Raw genomic sequence first — 17,344 nt, forward strand, 5'->3', positions numbered from 1 at the left:
CTCTTCCGTCTCCTGCCGGAGCCGTCACGGCTTCGGCGTCCGCACATCCTTCAGCCGATAAGACAGCGTAACGAATACATAGTCGTCCTTCTCCGTCTGTTCGGCATAGCGTCCCAGATCTTCTTGTTCATCGGGCTCGACCGTATCGGAGCCATTCTCTGCCGCTACCGATCCCCGAATCAACGCCATTTTTTGCTCCCATTCCTTCGGAGTCATGCTGCGGTACGCGATATTCGCCTCTGCCAGCATCTTCTCGCCATGCCGATCCAGATGAATCTGCTCCTCGATGATGCCGATGCCTTCCTGGAACACCCTTGACAGTTCCTGCAAAATATAGGCGGAATTCTCCGCCGCCAGCTCGCGATCGAACGTATAACTGCGCTGCATCGGATTGGTCTGATAATACTTCTCGATCAGATTGCCATGCTGCTTCGTCTCCACCAATTGCAGCAGATCCAGCTCCTCCAGCTTTTTGACGTGATAGTATAAGCGGGAAGGCTTCTCGTTGAGGCGTTCCGCCAACTGCTTGACCGTTACCGGCTCTTCCCGCGCCAATCGCAGTATTTGGGTTCTTCTCGAGTCAAGAAGGGCCTTCGCCAGCTCGAGGTCTTCAATAATCCGGTGATTCTTCAATCCATGGCCTCCTTAACCGCTAAGAAGGCATAGCCGCTTGCGCGTCTCCTTCCGGCGGGGTCATCGTGCCTGCTGTCTTCCTTTTTAAGGCTCGACTATATTTTAACAGAGGGAAAACGATAGAGACAATAACAAGCAGCCCCCCTGCCACCGCCGTGGCCTCCAGCACCCCGAACCAGACCGCGAACACGCCGCCCAGGCCAATCCCGATCACGGTGCCCGTCTCGGCGACGGTTCCGAATACCGCCGACCCCCTGCCCCTTATCTCATCCGGCATCAGAGTCAGGAACAAGCTGCTGAGCGGAACGTTGGTGCAAGAGATCGTGAACCCGGTCAACAGGGCCCATACATATATGCTAATGATGCCCGTATGAGCGTATATCGGCGCCAACGGCAGAAGGAAGATGCAAGCGGATCCAATGCCCGCTATCCCGGTCAGCAGCAGCCTGCTCGGTAGAAGGCGGCGCAGCAGATGGGGCGCAGCTATCGCTCCGATGATGCTTCCGGCGCCGATGACGCTGGAGACGAAGCCGAAATGCTCCGCCGGAATGCGGAAGGTCTGGAGCAGCGCCGCATTCAGGTTCGAATTGACGACGCCGACGACCAGCATCACCGGAACGACCAGCAGAAGCAGGGCGAACAGGCCTTCGTGCCGGTACATTTGGATAAGTCCCTCTTTGAACGACCCCATGTAGGATCTCTTCGCTTCTTTCTCTTGCCGTACTTTCCTTGCTTCCTGCTCTTCGTTTTTTTCGGCTGCCGTCTTGCCGCCCTTCGCTTGCCCGCTGCTCAGCTTCCATGGCTCCACTCCCCGCAGCGAGAAGACGAAGACGGCGGAAAGGAGAAAAGTAAGCGCGTTGAAGGTGAACAGCCAGCCGAAATGGCCAAGCGGAATGAGCAGGCCAGCCAGAGCGGGACCTACCAGTCTCATCGACATAAATGTGGCCTGCGACAGAGAGACGGCCGAGCTAATCTGCTCCTTGCCGACGAGGCGCGGGATAAGGGCGGAGCGCGCGGGCTCGAAAAAGACGGTGCCGATGCCCTGCAGCCAGATCAGCGCATAAATGAACGGCAGGCTGTGTTGCGCCAGGATAAACCCCAGCACGATGCCCGCGCGGTAGATATCGGAAGCGGCCATCAGCAGCGGCCGATTGATCCGGTCGACGAGCGGCCCGACGAATGCCCCGAACAGCATCTGAGGCAGCACTTGGGACAACACGACCAGGCTCAGCGCGAGCGGACTGTCCGACAAGTGGGCGACCAGGAAAATAACGACGAGGCGGGTAATTCCGTCTCCAAGCTCGGAGATGAGCTGGGCCCACCATAAACGCCGGTAGGAAGAATTGCTGAAGAGCAGTTTCATCAGGACAACCTCCAAAATCATTTTTATCGTTAAAATTTATTTTAGTGATAAAAAATGATTTGTAAATAGTCTTTTATGAATCATTAAAAATATTTTTAACGATAAAAAATGTGCCGTCAAACGCAAAAAGGGCTGCCTCTTATAGAGACAACCCTCATCCTGTCTACCGGTATGTATCACTCTGTCCACGACCTTGCGGACGGCCAGCTTCCCCCGCCCATACAGAACCGCTGCCCCCGCAATCCTGCCATCATTCCTCTTCTCTCTATGAAGGATCCCCCTCTTCCAGGCGCCTGCGGAGCTGTTCATCGACAATCTGAAGCGTAATTACGGGGCAGCATCCCGTCGCACCCGCGCTCTGCTTCAATTGCCTGCAGCAGCGTTCGGCATCCTGGCGCAGCCGCTCCAGATCGATGCCCAGCGCCGTATCCGGATAGCTGGCCAGCTTCGCGAGCGCTGACGTCAACAGCTTGACGGCGCCCGGACGGTTGCCGTTCTCCAGATGGTACAGACCGACGGCCACCTGAAGCAGAGCTTGCAGCAACGGCTTCCGCCCTTCCTCCAGCCACAGATCCTCCATGACGTCATGGCATTCATAGTAATCCCGCTCGCGGTTGAAAAGGTCAAGGAACCGGATATACCGGAGATCATAGGCCATGCCATCGCTCCGCCCGTTCATTCGCTGTCCGAGCCGGATTGCTTCGCCTCCCGAAGCATGGCGATAATATCTTCTTCCAGCTGCTTGATTCCCGCCCGGTCTTCCCGTTCCCACAGCATGTTGAACCGCTGCTGGAACTGGACGGCTTCCGTTACTTTATGATAAAAGTACAGCTCCTGAATCAGGGCCAGGCATTGATGCACCAGACGCGACTGATCCTCGAAATCGCGCTGCGCTTCCAATATTTCCTGCCGGATGCTGGACATTTCATTATCGAGAATGAATGCGGCTTCCGCCGCTTTTTTCAGGCGCAGCCGCACATCCTCCGGGAGGCTGTCCCTATATTTATAATTGAGAGAATGTTCAATGGTCGCCCAGAAGTTCATCGCCAGCGTCCGGATCTGGATCTCCGCCAGGACCAGCTTTTGGCCGAGCGCCGTCTGAACAGGGTACTCCACAATCATATGAAAGCTTCGGTAACCGCTCTCTTTATAGTTCGTGATATAATCTTTCTCGTACAGCAGAGTCATATCTTTGCGATGGCGGATGAACTCAGCGACTCGGCGGATATCATCCACGAATTGGCACATGATGCGGATGCCGGCGATATCTTCGATTCCGCGCTCCAACTGGTCCATCGGGACGTCCAACCGCTTCGCCTTGTCCAGAATACTGGAGATGCGCTTCACCCGTCCCGTGACGAACTCAATCGGCGAATACTCTTCCCGCTTCTTCAGTTCCGAGCGCATCGTCTTGAATTTGACTTTCAACTCTTCGACGGCCTGCTCATATGGCAGCAAAAACTTTCCCCAATCTCTTCCGTCCATTCAAGCGCCTCCTGTCATTCCCACCGTCCGTTATCTATGAGCGTCCAAGCGGATATCTTAATCGTTGCGCCGATGATCTGCGCCGACGGCTTCGGATATATTCCGGAACCCGTCCCGTTCCAGCAAGCGGGCCAGCCCCGCCGCCACATCCCGGTTGATGCCCGGGCCCCGGTAGATGAAGCCGGTGTAAATCTCTACCAGACTGGCGCCGGCCCGAATCTTGCGGTAGGCGTCCTCTGCGCTGAATACGCCGCCCGAGCCGATAATCGGGATCGAGCCATTCGTCAGGCGGTACAGCCGGGACACGACCTGGGTCGATCGCTCCTCCAGCGGACGCCCGCTCAAGCCGCCGGCCTCCAGCCGGTTGCTGTGCTCGGCTCCCATGCGGGACAGCGTCGTGTTCGTCGCGATAATGCCGGACACGCCGCTCGCCATAATTGTACTCGTCATTTGCTCCAGCTCGCCGTCGGACACGTCGGGGGCGATTTTGACCAGCACGGCCTTGCTCCGCCCATGCTCCGCATTGAGCCGCTTCATTTCCCCGACCGCCGCCTGCAGCAGCGACTTCAATTCGTCTCCATGCTGAAGATTGCGCAGATCTGGCGTGTTGGGCGAGCTGATATTGATGACGAACAAGTCTGCTACCGGATAGAGTGTCCGCAGACAGGACAAATAATCATCCTGCGCCAGCTCGTTCGGCGTCACCTTGTTCTTGCCGATGTTGACCCATACCGGAATCGGCCGCTTCGGAAGCGCCGACAGCGACCGCAGCATGCTGTCCGCTCCCTTGTTGTTGAAGCCCATCCGGTTGATAAGCGCCTCGTCCGGAGGCAGGCGGAACATGCGCGGCTTCTCGTTCCCCGGCTGACCCTTGGGGGTTACGGTTCCCACTTCCATGAACCCGAAGCCGACTGAGGACAGCCCGCTCACCGCCTCCGCGTTCTTGTCCAGGCCGGCGGCCAATCCAATCGGCGTATGGAAGGACAAGCCGAATAGCTCGGTCTTCAAGGCCGGATGCTCTCCAACCCCGTATACCCCTCTCAGCAGCGCTGGCACGCCCGGAATCCGGCCCGCTTTGCTCATCCCCCCGATGACGAGATGATGCGCCTGCTCCGGATCCATTTTAAACAGCAGAGGTTTTGCAATATATCGATACAACAACGTGTTCACTCCGTTCATCCATGCCAGACATAAGCCCGCTTCGGTACTATTGTGGCTCGTCGCCAACCCCTTCTCCGGCACGGCAGCCGTCCCTTGAGAGAAGCAGGCGCATTTTGGCCCTAACAAATAGTTTAAATCTTTCTTCGGCAAAAGAAAAGTCTGGATTCACTTTCAATTCGTATGGCCTTTTGCCCGGAAAACGATTACAATAAAGGCAGGGAACAAGCGATTTCGAAGAAAGGTGATGAACTATGGCAACGAAACGGAAACCTCCCGTTATCGCGACCAAGCCCCACGATGCCGTGAACAAGAAAGCCATTTTTTGGGCGGGAGGCATCGCACTGGTCATTGTCATTATCGTTTCCATCTTACTAGTGGTGAACGGATAACATGCCTGCCCTTCAGGGAATAAGCGAGCCGTGCCCCTCAGCTTCCGAGGGAACACGGCTCTATCTTTTGTGCAGGGGCGCCGGTTAATCCAGCCAGCGGTAAACCTTATGAGGGTTCTCCTGCTTCGGCGTCAGATCGAGCCGGTAGCGTCCTTCCGGCTGGGGGATTCGCAGCGCGCCGGGCAGCACGTCCGATTCAATGCTCACTTCCGTCCCGATCGGCACCATGTCGAACAGTTCCTCGACATCGTCCGGCAGCATGCGGATACATCCCAGCGATTCGTCCCGGCCGATGCTGTCCGGCTCATTGGTGCCATGAATCGCGTAGAGCGTATCGGACAGCGTCATCCCCCGGCTTCCGAAGGTGCCGGTCGCGGAGCCATTCGGATTCACCACCTTCTCCGAGATGACGAACTTCCCCTTCGGCGTGCGGCTGCCCCCCAGCCCGATCTCATAGTTGCGGAGCAGGATGCGGCCGCTCACGACCCCCAGGCGATGCCGTTTTTTGTCGACCACGATGCGAATCGGCTCCCGGAACGGATCGGCCTCATCCGCCCACATGCGGGAGAGCGCCTGCTCGCCCCGCTTCCGCTTCGAGCCGCGGTCCATCCCGCTGCGGTATACCTTCAGCACCTCCGCATAAGCCTGTTCAATCGTCGCCGACGTCCCGGATACGGCATTCGCCGGATAGGCTCTCGCCATGGCGGACCACTGATCCGGGGCCGACTTGCCCTGCTTGACGTAGGCCGTCAGGGCCGACTTGGCAATCAGCCGCTGCTCGCTCGCTTCGGCCCACAGCGCCGCGCCTTGGCTCACCGTCAGCCTCTCCTCCTCGCAGCGGCAATCGGGATCCGCGAGCGGCAGCATCTCGATCGGCCCGCCTTCGGATGGCGAGATGGCCAACAGAACGGGCTCGGGCTCCCGCGACCAGATGACCCACCCTTCGTCGGCCTTCATCCGAACGACGGCATCCTCGCCATTCCGTCTTCGCTCCTTCTCCAGGATCCCCTTCAAGACACGCGCATAGCCCTCGTCATCTCCAGCCGCCACCAGCCGGTAGAAGGTGCCTCCAGCGGCCTCCTCTTGCGGCGCCGCCGGCGCAGGGCCCTTCTCCCGCTGAACGCGGAGACGCGTTCCGTCGGGTGCCGCGGCCTCTCCCCCGGGCAAGAGAACAAGCAGCAGAAGGAACAGAATGGCCAATAACCCGGTCCGCCGCCGGCGGGCCTTCGTCCGGCGCCGCCTCTCGCGCTCCATCCGCTCCTTCACCTGCTCCTCCACCGTCTCCTGCGGCAGAGGCTCGTTCTCGAACGCTTTATAGATATCTCCTGCCTGGTTGAAGCAGTAGTTGGCTTTCCCTTGCTCCCCGGAACGCTCATATTGCTTGCCCAGCAAATACCAGGCCATCCGGTTGTCCGGATGAGATTCCAGGTACTCCTTCATATAGGCTTGGTCTTTTTTGGACCATTGGGGAGCCGATTGGCCGGATTGAGGCGGCATTCTGGTTCCTCCTTTCTCTAATGAATCGTCTTCTCCCCGATTCCTTCCCTACCGTCCGGCCGCTTCGCCCGAACGCAGCCGTTCAAATACGGTGTCGCGAAGTATAAGCGTCCGAAGCTCCGGAACCCAACTGACATGCAGCCCGAACTGATCGAGCAAGCGCGCCGGGATCAGCCACTGTCCGTCTTGGCGGAAGGGCGCTTCCTCCGCGCTGAGCGTCTGCGTCCGCTTCACCCCGCTGCGTTCTACCTGTACTTGCGCCACATCCCGCTCCAGAATAAGAACCGAAGGCCCGAAGATGACCCGCACCTTGTCTTCATCCAGCTCTTCCATCCCGTATCCGAGCAGGATCTTCCACGGCTCCAGCGGTAGGAACGCCCGATTGTTCCGGATGACCGTCGGAACAGGCATCTCGACCCGCCGGTCGTTGTACACCGCAACGACCGCGTCCTGCGAGGACGAGCTTGCCTCGGCCGAGGAACGAACCTCCTCCGGCAGCGTGTAGCGGCGGATAAGGCGAATCGAGTTATTGAATCCGTCCGCCACCGCTATCGTTCCGTTGCTTAGCACGGCTACATCCATCGGCTCGCGGAACGTCGCCTGTTCCGCCCATCCGTTCTCATGGCCTGTCCGGCCGCCTCCGCTTAACGTATATACCTTGCCGTCATAGATATAACGTACGGCATGGTTCCAACGGTCCGCGACCACGATGCCTCCCTCGGCCGTAACCGCGATGCCGGCCGGACCGTTGAACAGCGCCTCACTCGCCTTCCCGTCGCGGTATCCTCCCGCGGCATACAGCCGCGCGTCCGGGAACTTGCTGCTATAGCTGGCCACCGATCCGGCACCGGCAAGCGTCGTCACGCGCTTCCGCTTCAGATCAATCAGGCGAAGACGCTGATTTCCCGTGTCGCTGACCACCAGATCGCCGGACGGAGTGAAGGCCAGGCTGCTCGGCTCGTTGAATTTGCACTCCGAGAGCTTGCCGTCCGCATAATCGCCTCCTGCCGCGACCGCGCCGGGAGCGTACTCGACGATCCGCTTCGAGCGGGCATTCAGCGTCGTCACATTTCCGTTCCCATCAATGCGGCGAATGACATGATTCAAGGCATCCGCGACGTAAAGGGAACCGTCCTCCGCCACGGCCACATCACGCGGCTCGTTGAAGCGCGCTTCCGATCCTGCGCCGTCCTTCCAGCCGGCCAGGCCGCTGCCGGCTACCGTCGTCAATCGGCCCGACTTGTCCAGCTTGCGGATGACGTGATTCCCCGCATCGGCAATATAGAGATTGCCTTCCCGATCCTCCGCCATCCCCATCGGACGATGGAAGCGGGCCTCCGCAGACTTGCCGTCTGCCCAACCTCCGTTCGGCTCCCCCGTCCCCGATGCCATGCGGACCTGTCCGGCCAACGTGGTGACCTGTCCCGCAGCGTCAGCCCGGCGGATCAGATGATTATAGGTGTCCGCAATGAGAAGCAGTCCGTTCTTCCCTGCCAACAATCCGGCGGGATAGCGGAACCTCGCCTGATCGGGCTTGCCGTCAGCCGCGCCGGGCACGCCCGAGCCTGCCCAATCGATCGTCTCGTACCAGACCGTCGATCGGCTCCAGGAGCCGAAGTCGAACGCAGGGGTCGACAAGCTGTCGAATTGGCTCATTTCCTGTACCGGCTTCACAGGAGCTGGCGCAGGCGACGCGGAAGCCGTTCCTTCCGCAGCGGCCGCGCCGATGCACAGCATAAGGAGGAGCATCTTGCTTGCCCAATGGAATTGCTTTATTTTTTGATACATGCTGTTCTCCTTTATGACTTATGGATTCACTTTAATTTCCAACGGCTTTTCCATCGGGGCGATGGAGTGAGCCGTTCCTGCCGCATCGTAGAAGCGGATATCGGAGATCATGAAGGACATCGTTCCTCCCGATCCGGCAAGATAAGGCAGGGTCAGCATCGCGTCCTCGCTGTCGAGCCGGACGGATCCGGGCGTCGTGACCAGAATCCGGTACAATACCCGGCTTCCTGTGACCGATACGGCGTCCACACTGTTCTTTTCCTTATATTCGTCCGGGCTCAACGCAATATCGAACTTGCCGCCGCCGTGCCGGTATTGCCCGGCATTCTGATCGAGCTTGTTCCGATCGAGCGTTCCGCCGGTCGCCTGGACCGCGAACTGGATGGCGGCGACATCAACCGGCTGCGTCAGTCGCTTCAAGACGGCCGTAATCTCGACCGCGCCCCCCGGCTGGACCTCTGCCGGGCTTGCGGTCAGCTCCAGCACATCCTTTTTCAGTTCGGGATCGGGATCTGGATCCGGGTCAGGCTTCGGACCAGGCCCAGGGTCCGGGTTCGGCATCCCTCCATTGCCCGCGGAGCTCCCCGAAGTCTCGTCCGTTGCAAGGCCTGGCTTCGGAGCCTCGACGCACAAGGCCGATTCCTTTCCGTTCTCGCATACTTCCAGCCGGGCCTTCCTCAAGTCCTCGGCAAAGCGCTCGCGATCTTTTGTCCCCAGCGATGCGGCATAGTCCCGCTCCAGCTGCAGCTGCCGTTCCCGATCGAGCTTCGCCTGCTGCTGCCGGCGCGCTTCCTCTTCCTTGGACAGAGGCGGCTCAGCTGCGGAGAAGGCTTCCTCCAGGCGGCTTCGCTTTTCCTTCATCCGGGTGATGCGCTCCCGTTCGCCCGCAGTAAGCTGTAAGGCGGCGTCGCGCCAAGCCGTGCCAGAAGCTGCCGCTTCGGCCGCCGTCAGCCGTCCCGCCTCCAGCGCCGCTCTGACGATGACGCCATGGAATGCGGCGAGGTTGCGCTGAATGCGGATTTCTTCCTCGCTACGCGCTCCTGCCGAAGCTCCGCTGCCCTCCTTATCGCCCCCGAGCTGGAGGAAGCTCTCGAGCACGCGGCACGATTTGCCGTCCGCCGGGGACGACTCAGCCGAACAGGCCGCCTCCCGCCATGCCCGCAGCAAGCGGCTGTTCTCCTCGGCCGCGTCGCGGAAGCCGCGAACCATCGCCCGCAGCACGGCAGGGTCAAGCTCTGCCGCGAGAGAATCGGTATCCGCATAGGCGAACAAGGCTTCCACTCCTCCCGACTTCGACGGAATGAAGCTGGCGGCTTGCGACGGATACACATCCCGCTCCAACACGGGCTTTAGTGACGTTCCCCGGGCGGCGGAATCCGTAGCGATGCCCAGGTACTGCGTGCGGACAACGCCGGAGGTAACATGCAGATCCGTCCATCCGGCGCCGGGATCGACATGCACGGCGAACTGAGTGCCGCGGACAGCCATCACGGTCGTTGGCGTTTCCAATTCGAAGCGATCATCCACGCCCATAATCGACTTTACTTTGGCAAAGACGGAGCCCGCCCATACGGCGATTTTCGTTTTGGCTCCTTTTTCGCCATCCAATTCCGTAAAGGCTACATCCGCCTCTTCTCCGATCGTCAGTTCGTCCTCCTCGTCTCCGCCGACCAGTTGAAGCACGACGCGGGATTTCGATCCGGTGACAATCCGGTCTCCTTGATTGATGCTCATATTTTTGAATAATTGCAGCGGCTTGCCGCCGCCTGATTTCGTCACGGTGGCCGTTCCTTTCCATTCCTTCACGAGAGCTACGCGCACCGCCTTGTCGGCAGCCGCAGCCGGCACAGGCCGGATAAGCCCAGCCACTAGCAGGCAGCATGCGATAATGCACATGAGATTCCATCTCCGTCGTTGCACGTTATCCCTCCTCTCCTTTACTATCGGATGAAAATGACCGAATTGCGAGTTTTTTTTACTTTTCCATCCTTTTTGCGTATGAAACCCGTCCTTCTGTCCTACTTCACGCCTCTTCTTGTTCGGCCAGCAGCTCGTAGACGAGCACCGGCTCCGATTTGCCCTTCAGCTTGAGAGGCCCAACCTCGGACATCTTGAACCGGCTGCCGAGTCGGCGCACCGTTTCTTCTCCGACCAGCACCTGTCCCGGCTTCGCTTGCGATTCCAGGCGCGCCGCAGTGTTGACCGTGTCGCCAATCGCCGTATAATCGAGCCGGAGCGCTTCCGAGCCGATGTTGCCGACGACCGCTTCGCCGCTCTGAATCCCGATCCCGAATTGAACGGAAATATCCCGAGTCCCCAACGTCTGCTTCAACAGCTCCGCCCGTCTCACCAAGCTTAACGCGGCTTGCAGCGCATGTTCTTCATGCCGTTCCAGCGGATAAGGAGCGCCGAAGATGGCCATCACGCCATCGCCGATGAACTTATCCAACGTTCCCTGGTGGCGGAAGATGACGTCGGCGCAAGCATGCAAATATTGATTGAGGACCTGAATGGTCTCCTCCGGGGCCAGCCGTTCCGAGAGCGGAGTGAAGCCCCGGATATCGATGAACATGACGGTAATATCGCAGCGCGTTCCGCCCACCCGAATCGGCTCCCTGGCTCGCAGCAGCTCCGTTACGATGGCGGGCGACACATACCGCCCGAAGAGCTCTTCCACCTGTTGGCGCGCCCGCCGCTCCTCCCGGCTGCGATAGGCGAGAAGAAGCGTGTAAGCGGCGGTCATCCCGCATATTTCGGTGAAATACGGAATGAATACCGAACCGCTCTCATAGACCCCGATCCAGATCACCGTATATAGCCCGGCGATCAGCAGGGCGCATCCTGCCCCCAGCACCCCCCGAACCCGGTTCCCGCACCAGGCGGCAGCGGCGATGCCGACGGCGAGCGCGAGCACGTTCCAGCCGAAGGGAGCTTCCTTATAGAAGCGCCCTTCCAGAAGCGATTGCACCATATTCGCATGGATTTCCACGCCGTGGAGCGTCATCGTCCGGCTCAGCGGCGTCATGTGCTTGTCGCTGAGCGAGGTCGCATACGGGCCGATAAGGACCGTCGTATCCTGGTAATATGCGGCATCGACGACGCCGGTCAACACATCGACGAACGACTGGCGATCGTATCCGTTCAGTTCGCTGTCTCCATAACCGTAAGCGGAAGTGAAGAAATCCGTCGCCACCTGATGCCGTGCATCCGCCGGTATCGGCTTGTCCCCCCGCAGCCAAGCCTGCTTCTCCTCATCCCAACGGATTTGTTCCTCTTCCGGGAGCATCCGGTTCGCAAGCAGCACGTCGAGCGACGGGATCATCCCGCCCTTCTCGTCGCGCAGCCCGAGCGTCATATGCCGAATGACCCCGTCCGGATCGGGAAGGACATTCACATGGCCCTGCTGCGCCTCCGGGACTTGCAGAGAAGCGGCCGGCCGATCGACGCGATCAACGAGCAGCGATTCCGCGTCAGGCTGACGCGATTGCAGGGTGACCTGAACCGGCAGGAAGACTTGCGGATAGCGCTGCAGCTGCTCGGACAGCAGCGTATCCTCCCGCTTGTCCGCAGCCGGATCGATGAGAAGCAGATCCAGCGCAACCGATCTGGCTCCGGCATCCATCAGATTTTTGATCATATCCGCATATACGCTGCGTGGCCAAGGAAACGGCCCCAACTGATTCAGGGATTCTTCGTCAATCGCAATAATCTTGATCCGATCGTCGGGAGCCTGCTCGGCCACGCTCTTGGTGCGCAGCGCATCGCGAAGGGCATGCTCCGCCATCTGGAACGAGCCCCCGGTTCCGAAGCAGTACACATACACCGCCATGATGGTGACGAGGGCCGCGATCCCGATCGGAATACCGTAATTTTTCATCCCAGCCCTCCCCCTGGCTGATAAAATGGAATATGTTCATATATTCAGTTGTTGCGGCGTTAACTATAACATTGTAGAACGAGGAAAGCATTCTTGGCAATGACAGCGGCCTCACTCCGGCTAGGCCGCGCGGAAGTCCCGATTTGCATAGAAAAATGCGGCTGTCCCCCGATGTTTAGGGATATTTGCGTAACGCATGACGGATTCTTTCCATAAATAAAAAAAATCCCTGCTCTAAGCAGGGACAAGCTCACTCTATGTTGATGCCACGCAGTGTCAGTTGAACGGCGTATCCGCGATCTTGATCGAATCCGTAGGGCAGCCGTCGGCCGCATCCTGCAGATCGTCGTACAGATCTTCCGGAATCTCGGTGATTCCTTGGTTGTTGTCGCCTTCATATATCACTTCTGCGATGCCTTCATCGTCGTAGTCGTATATATCCGGAGCGGTTGCGCCGCACGCTCCGCAAGCGATGCATGTGTCTTTATCTACCCAAGTATATTTTGCCATTGGTTCGTTCCCTCCTGTAATCAGAACAGTTCGTCATGGTTCCTCCGTAATCAATATAATACAAACAGGGTTGAAATTCAAACGAAATCCTCGATTTTATCGCGTTCCCGCGCGGGTTCCCAATGCCCTACCCGCATTAATCGGCTCGGTTGTCCCCGTCTCCTTCGCGGAGAAAATCCGTCTGAAGGGAGGTCCCCCTTACTTTATGGTTCCGCAGCAGCGCAGAAGGATCGTCTCCCAGCATACCCAGCGTGACGAGGGCGTTCTCCCCGTACTTGTCGCGGATCCGGTCCATCGCCTGGATGAGCTGCTCCCGCTTCGGCTGCTGTTCGAAGTCGAACAGATCGAGCTGAATCGCCGCCTCCTCCTTGGCCACCATATTCTGCCCCGTAATTCCGAGGAGCCGTATCGGCTGATCCTGCCGCCAATGCTGCTCATAGAGGCGCCAGGCTTCGTCGAGCAGTCGGGCCGCATCGTCCGTCGGCGACTCCAGGGTCGCCGATCGCGTAATCGTCTTCATCTCCGGCGTGCGGATCGTAATCTGAACCGTCTGGGCCATCAGCCGCTGCCTGCGCATGCGGCGGGCGACCTGATCGGCCAGATTAAGCAGCACGCGGCGGACATCCTCCTTCGCGGTGACATCCTTCGGCAATGTCGTCGTATGTCCGACGGACTTGTTCGGCTCCCGTTCCGGGCGGACCGGCCCTTCATCCAGCCCGTTCGCCGCACGCTTCATCCAGTGGCCCTGAACGCCGAACAGCGAGACGAGGCGGGCTTCATCCGCCTGGGCCAGTTCGCCGATCGTGCGGATCCCAGAACGCGACAGCTTCGCGGCGGTCTTGTGTCCAATGCCGAACAGTTCGCCGCACGGCCTGTGCCAGAGCAGCCTCGGCACATCCCGAATGCGAAGCACCGTAATGCCGTTCGGCTTCTTCATATCCGAAGCCATCTTCGCCAACAGCTTGTTCGGGGCAATCCCGATCGAGCAAGGCAGCGACAGCTCGCCGCGGATGCGGTGCTGCAGCTCGTTCGCGATATCCAGGGGCGTGCCGAATAACTTCGAGCCGCTGATATCCATATAGCATTCGTCAATGGAGACGACTTCAACCAAAGGGGTATAATCGCGTGCAATCGCAATAAATGCCTGTGAATAACGCCGGTACAGATAGAAATCCGGGCGGATCAGGACAAGTTGGGGACAGAGCCGCAGCGCCTGCTTCACGAGCATGCCGGTCCGTACGCCTCTCTTCCGGGCCGCATAGGAGCAGGTGACAATAATTCCCTTGCGCAGCTCGATGCTCCCCGCGACCGCCGTCGGCTTGTCCCGGTACGTCTCCGGGTCCTCGGCTTCATGAACGGAGCAATAAAATGCGTTCATATCCACATGGAGGATGACACGGCCCTTCGGCGGATAATGCCGATCGACCCGGTCACGCGCCTCTTCCTTACCGCCCATTTCTCTCACCTTTCTTCCTTCATGGAAGTGTTCCACAAGAGAACAACTGTTCTAGTTCCATTTTACCGCTTTTTGGAGGCCAATACAACCGCAGCACTTTTCTCCCCCGCACAAATTACGGACTATACATCTTTCTTTCGAATGCTATAATAGGAAAATATAGTTTCGGAACGGTATCGTCCGTGCACTAAATGAAGGGGGTTTCAAGTATGTCGACATTCGTTTCCATTTTTGATACCACGCTGCGCGACGGCACTCAAGGCGAAGGAATCAGCCTGTCCGCGGATGATAAAATAAAAATCGCGCGCAAGCTGGACGCCTTCGGGGTGTCGTATATCGAAGGCGGGATTCCGGGCAGCAACGGCAAGGACATCGAGTTCTTCAAGCGGGTCAAGTCGTATTCCTGGCAAGCGAAGTTGACAGCCTTCGGCAGCACCCGCCGCAAAATGTCGCGGGCCGAGCAAGACGTAAGCCTGAACCGCATCATCGAAGCGGGGGTTCCCGCGGCGACACTCGTGGGCAAGTCGTGGGATTTCCACGTCCATACGGCGCTGGAGACGACGCTGGAGGAGAATCTGGCCATGATCTCGGACTCTGTCGCCTACTTGAAGCGGGCCCACATGGAAGTGATGCTCGATGCGGAGCATTTCTTCGACGGCTACAAGCATAATCCCGAATACGCGCTGGCCGTGCTTCGCGCCGCCGAGGAGGCGGGAGCCGACTGGGTCGTGATGTGCGACACGAACGGCGGAACGCTGCCGCACGAGATCGCGAGCATCGTCCGCGACGTCAAAAGCCATGTCAACATCAAGCTCGGCATCCATACGCATAATGACTGCGAGTTGGCCGTCGCCAACACGCTGGCTGCGGTGGAAGCGGGAGCGACCCAGGTCCAAGGCACGATGAACGGCTACGGCGAGCGGTGCGGCAATGCCAATCTGTGCTCCATCATCCCGAATCTTCAGTTGAAGTTGGGATACTCCTGCGTCTCCGCCGATCAGCTCAAGCAATTGACTTCAGTCGCACGGTATGTCAGCGAGATCGCCAATGTCAACATGCCGGTCAACCAGCCTTACGTCGGGAATGCCGCCTTTGCTCACAAGGGAGGGATCCACGTATCGGCGATTATGAAGGATTCCCGCACGTACGAGCATATCGAGCCCGGGGAGGTCGGCAACAAGCAGCGGGTGCTCGTCTCGGAGCTGGCCGGCCAGAGCAACGTCTTGTCCAAGGCGCAGCAGCTCGGTTATGAGCTGGATGCCAGCAATCCGACAACCCGCGCCATTATCGAGCGCATCAAAGAGCTGGAGCACCAGGGATACCAATTCGAAGGCGCGGACGCCTCGCTCGAATTGCTGCTTCGCCAGGCGACCGGAACGCACGAGGAGCCGTTCACCTTCGCCTCTTTCAAAATGATCGTCGAGAAGGCGGCCGATCGTTCAGTCAATTCGGAAGCGATCGTGAAGCTGAATGTCGGCGATGAGACGGTGTACATGGCCGCCGAAGGCAACGGGCCGGTGAATGCGCTCGACAACGCGCTGCGCAAAGCGCTCGTCCGCCATTACCCTTTTATTGAAGATATGCATCTCACCGATTATAAAGTACGCGTATTGGACGAGAATGATACGACAGCGGCCAAGGTGCGGGTCCTCATCGAGTCGACCGATTCTCAAAATACATGGAGCACGGTCGGCGTCTCCAGCAACGTGATAGAAGCGAGTTGGGAAGCTCTGCTAGACAGCATACGGTATGCGCTTATGGGCAAAGAAAAGGTGGCTCTCGTTTCCGAACGCCGGGAACCGCTGGGGCTCGTTAACCATTAATCTCTTCGCGGACAAGACGAAGGGGGAGGTCCCATTGCGGTACTCACTGCAATGGGACCCCCTTGATTCTTCACCCTCGACTCGCCGGAAGACTGGAAAAAATACACTTTTCCCCCATGACGTTTACTCCGTAACAGGAATTCCTGCCAAGCACAGGGGCATCATCGCCTTCAGGAGGCATCGATGCCTCCTGCGGCTTGAACATAGGAGGGAATTGCTGCTATTTTACAGTAATTTCGGCTCAATGAACCCACATCCGAGGAATTGCTGCAAATCTACATCATTTTAGGCCCTTTTGCTTCAAACCGAAGCGAAACGGGTGAAATTCCTGCAATTTTGCAGGATTCCCTTTCTGGTAAAAGTCGTCCATATCGAAATGCTGTATTTACGCAGGATTTCGCTTACCGAATAGGGTACCTGGAGAAATCGTGCGGTTTTGCGGATCTCCTATCAGATAGACATGTCTAGGGAAATCGTGCAGTTTTTCGGATTTGTCCTATCGGAAAGACGGGCCTGGGGAAATGGTGCAGTTTTAGCAGCCCGAATTTCAGCCTAATGCACAGGCCTCTTTTCCGTTACCCCCAGTGTCAGTCAATGAGCTTGTCGATGGCCTTTTCCAGGTCCTTCGGCGGGCGCAGTCCGATGAACAGCTCGCGAATGACTCCGTTTTTGTCAATCAAAATATTGGTCGGAAAGGCAATGCCGTTATACAGCTTGAAAGCCTCTCCCTTCTCGTCCCAGAGCACCGGGTTGACCATCCCGTACTGGTTCACGAACTCCTTCGCTTTTTCCTTCGTATCATCATTCGTCACATTAACCGACAGAAGTTCGAGCTTATCCTTATATTTCGCATACAGTTTGACAAGATCAGGCGCTTCTGCCTGACACGGCGTGCACCAGGAAGCCCAGAAATTCAAAAAGATCGGTTTATCCTGCTTGCCGCCCACCTTATATTTCGTTCCTTCGGCGGTCTCGAGCGTGAACGGAGGCGCCAGCTTCCCTACTTGGGGGCCTGTCTCTTCCGGCAGGGCGACTTCGACTTCGGCCGACCCTTGTCTCATTTCGGTCGAAGAGACCGAAGACTGGCTGAGATTCTGCCACACCCCAAAGAGAATGAACAGCACGCCGATGATCAGCACGCCTGCACTCTTTTTCATTTACGGTAATCTCTCCTTTATGCTTTCCGCGTTAGTTCTTAACCCCGTTGCCCGGGCCCGCACTCCGGCAGGCAAGTCTGAACATGTGCTTTTGTATGTATTGTACCCTTTTTCTGCATAAAATACGATCCTTTCGCCCATTTGCCGCGGGTATGACTCCTTCCTCCCTTGGGAATAGTAACGACGTGATTGCAATGATTGCTCT

General features: G+C 58.2%; 14 protein-coding genes. 2 read left to right on the forward strand and 12 right to left on the reverse strand.

Annotated elements, in window-relative coordinates; genetic code table 11:
* Positions 1-24 precede the first annotated feature (24 nt).
* The 5 genes from L6439_RS19210 to L6439_RS19230 all read right to left on the reverse strand — a co-directional run bounded on the left by L6439_RS19210 (position 25) and on the right by L6439_RS19230 (position 4,642).
* Positions 25-633 (reverse strand): ArsR/SmtB family transcription factor, encoded by a 609-nt coding sequence (locus tag L6439_RS19210; RefSeq protein WP_213469507.1) that lies wholly within the window; start codon positions 631-633, stop codon positions 25-27.
* Positions 634-652: 19 nt separating this feature from the next.
* Positions 653-1,996, reverse strand: coding sequence for an MFS transporter (locus L6439_RS19215; RefSeq protein WP_213469508.1), 1,344 nt, complete (start codon positions 1,994-1,996; stop codon positions 653-655).
* Positions 1,997-2,261: 265 nt separating this feature from the next.
* Positions 2,262-2,654, reverse strand: a complete 393-nt coding sequence (locus L6439_RS19220; RefSeq protein WP_213469509.1) for a DUF309 domain-containing protein — start codon at positions 2,652-2,654, stop codon at positions 2,262-2,264.
* Positions 2,655-2,671: 17 nt separating this feature from the next.
* A complete protein-coding gene (gene yjbM / locus L6439_RS19225) occupies positions 2,672-3,481 on the reverse strand; it encodes a GTP diphosphokinase (RefSeq protein ID WP_168180175.1) in 810 nt (269 codons plus the stop codon).
* Positions 3,482-3,538: 57 nt separating this feature from the next.
* On the reverse strand, positions 3,539-4,642 hold the full coding sequence (locus L6439_RS19230) for a quinone-dependent dihydroorotate dehydrogenase (RefSeq protein WP_213469614.1): 1,104 nt from the start codon (positions 4,640-4,642) through the stop codon (positions 3,539-3,541).
* Positions 4,643-4,893: 251 nt separating this feature from the next.
* Between L6439_RS19230 and L6439_RS19235 the strand changes: the two genes are divergently transcribed.
* Entirely contained in the window at positions 4,894-5,031 is a 138-nt protein-coding gene (locus tag L6439_RS19235; RefSeq protein ID WP_213469510.1) for a hypothetical protein, read from the forward strand.
* Positions 5,032-5,115: 84 nt separating this feature from the next.
* On the opposite strand, the gene L6439_RS19240 is transcribed toward L6439_RS19235, so the two are convergent.
* The 6 genes from L6439_RS19240 to L6439_RS19265 form a co-directional block, all read right to left on the reverse strand.
* Entirely contained in the window at positions 5,116-6,528 is a 1,413-nt protein-coding gene (locus L6439_RS19240; protein WP_213469511.1) for a L,D-transpeptidase, read from the reverse strand.
* A gap of 48 nt (positions 6,529-6,576) precedes the next feature.
* Complete coding sequence (locus tag L6439_RS19245; protein ID WP_237096544.1) at positions 6,577-8,316, reverse strand: stalk domain-containing protein; 1,740 nt, start codon at positions 8,314-8,316, stop codon at positions 6,577-6,579.
* An 18-nt stretch (positions 8,317-8,334) separates the two neighbouring features.
* Positions 8,335-10,236 carry a FecR family protein gene (locus L6439_RS19250; RefSeq protein ID WP_213469512.1) on the reverse strand — a complete coding sequence of 634 codons (1,902 nt, stop codon included), beginning with the start codon at positions 10,234-10,236 and terminating at the stop codon, positions 8,335-8,337.
* A 103-nt stretch (positions 10,237-10,339) separates the two neighbouring features.
* Positions 10,340-12,193 carry a CHASE2 domain-containing protein gene (locus L6439_RS19255; RefSeq protein ID WP_168180179.1) on the reverse strand — a complete coding sequence of 618 codons (1,854 nt, stop codon included), beginning with the start codon at positions 12,191-12,193 and terminating at the stop codon, positions 10,340-10,342.
* Positions 12,194-12,469: 276 nt separating this feature from the next.
* Positions 12,470-12,703: a ferredoxin gene (locus tag L6439_RS19260; protein ID WP_006680207.1), complete on the reverse strand. Its 234-nt coding sequence runs from the start codon at positions 12,701-12,703 to the stop codon at positions 12,470-12,472.
* A gap of 136 nt (positions 12,704-12,839) precedes the next feature.
* Positions 12,840-14,159: a DNA polymerase IV gene (locus L6439_RS19265; RefSeq protein ID WP_213469616.1), complete on the reverse strand. Its 1,320-nt coding sequence runs from the start codon at positions 14,157-14,159 to the stop codon at positions 12,840-12,842.
* A gap of 209 nt (positions 14,160-14,368) precedes the next feature.
* Here L6439_RS19265 and cimA point away from each other — a divergent pair, with 209 nt between their 5' ends.
* A complete protein-coding gene (gene cimA, locus L6439_RS19270) occupies positions 14,369-15,982 on the forward strand; it encodes a citramalate synthase (protein ID WP_168180181.1) in 1,614 nt (537 codons plus the stop codon).
* 587 nt (positions 15,983-16,569) lie between these two features.
* Here cimA and L6439_RS19275 read toward each other — a convergent pair.
* Complete coding sequence (locus L6439_RS19275; protein ID WP_213469513.1) at positions 16,570-17,139, reverse strand: TlpA family protein disulfide reductase; 570 nt, start codon at positions 17,137-17,139, stop codon at positions 16,570-16,572.
* Positions 17,140-17,344 lie beyond the last annotated feature (205 nt).

It is taken from the genome of Paenibacillus dendritiformis (genome assembly GCF_021654795.1).
Taxonomy (GTDB): Bacteria; Bacillota; Bacilli; order Paenibacillales; family Paenibacillaceae; genus Paenibacillus_B.

Excerpts from the sequence above, each read along its gene's own strand:
- L6439_RS19215 (WP_213469508.1), bottom strand. The coding sequence starts at position 1,996 with ATGAAACTGCTCTTCAGCAATTCTTCCTACCGGCGTTTATGGTGGGCC.
- L6439_RS19220 (WP_213469509.1), bottom strand. The coding sequence starts at position 2,654 with ATGGCCTATGATCTCCGGTATATCCGGTTCCTTGACCTTTTCAACCGC.
- yjbM (WP_168180175.1), bottom strand. The coding sequence starts at position 3,481 with ATGGACGGAAGAGATTGGGGAAAGTTTTTGCTGCCATATGAGCAGGCC.
- L6439_RS19235 (WP_213469510.1), top strand. The coding sequence starts at position 4,894 with ATGGCAACGAAACGGAAACCTCCCGTTATCGCGACCAAGCCCCACGAT.
- L6439_RS19240 (WP_213469511.1), bottom strand. The coding sequence starts at position 6,528 with ATGCCGCCTCAATCCGGCCAATCGGCTCCCCAATGGTCCAAAAAAGAC.
- L6439_RS19245 (WP_237096544.1), bottom strand. The coding sequence starts at position 8,316 with ATGTATCAAAAAATAAAGCAATTCCATTGGGCAAGCAAGATGCTCCTC.
- L6439_RS19255 (WP_168180179.1), bottom strand. The coding sequence starts at position 12,193 with ATGAAAAATTACGGTATTCCGATCGGGATCGCGGCCCTCGTCACCATC.
- L6439_RS19260 (WP_006680207.1), bottom strand. The coding sequence starts at position 12,703 with ATGGCAAAATATACTTGGGTAGATAAAGACACATGCATCGCTTGCGGA.
- L6439_RS19265 (WP_213469616.1), bottom strand. The coding sequence starts at position 14,159 with ATGGGCGGTAAGGAAGAGGCGCGTGACCGGGTCGATCGGCATTATCCG.
- cimA (WP_168180181.1), top strand. The coding sequence starts at position 14,369 with ATGTCGACATTCGTTTCCATTTTTGATACCACGCTGCGCGACGGCACT.
- L6439_RS19275 (WP_213469513.1), bottom strand. The coding sequence starts at position 17,139 with ATGAAAAAGAGTGCAGGCGTGCTGATCATCGGCGTGCTGTTCATTCTC.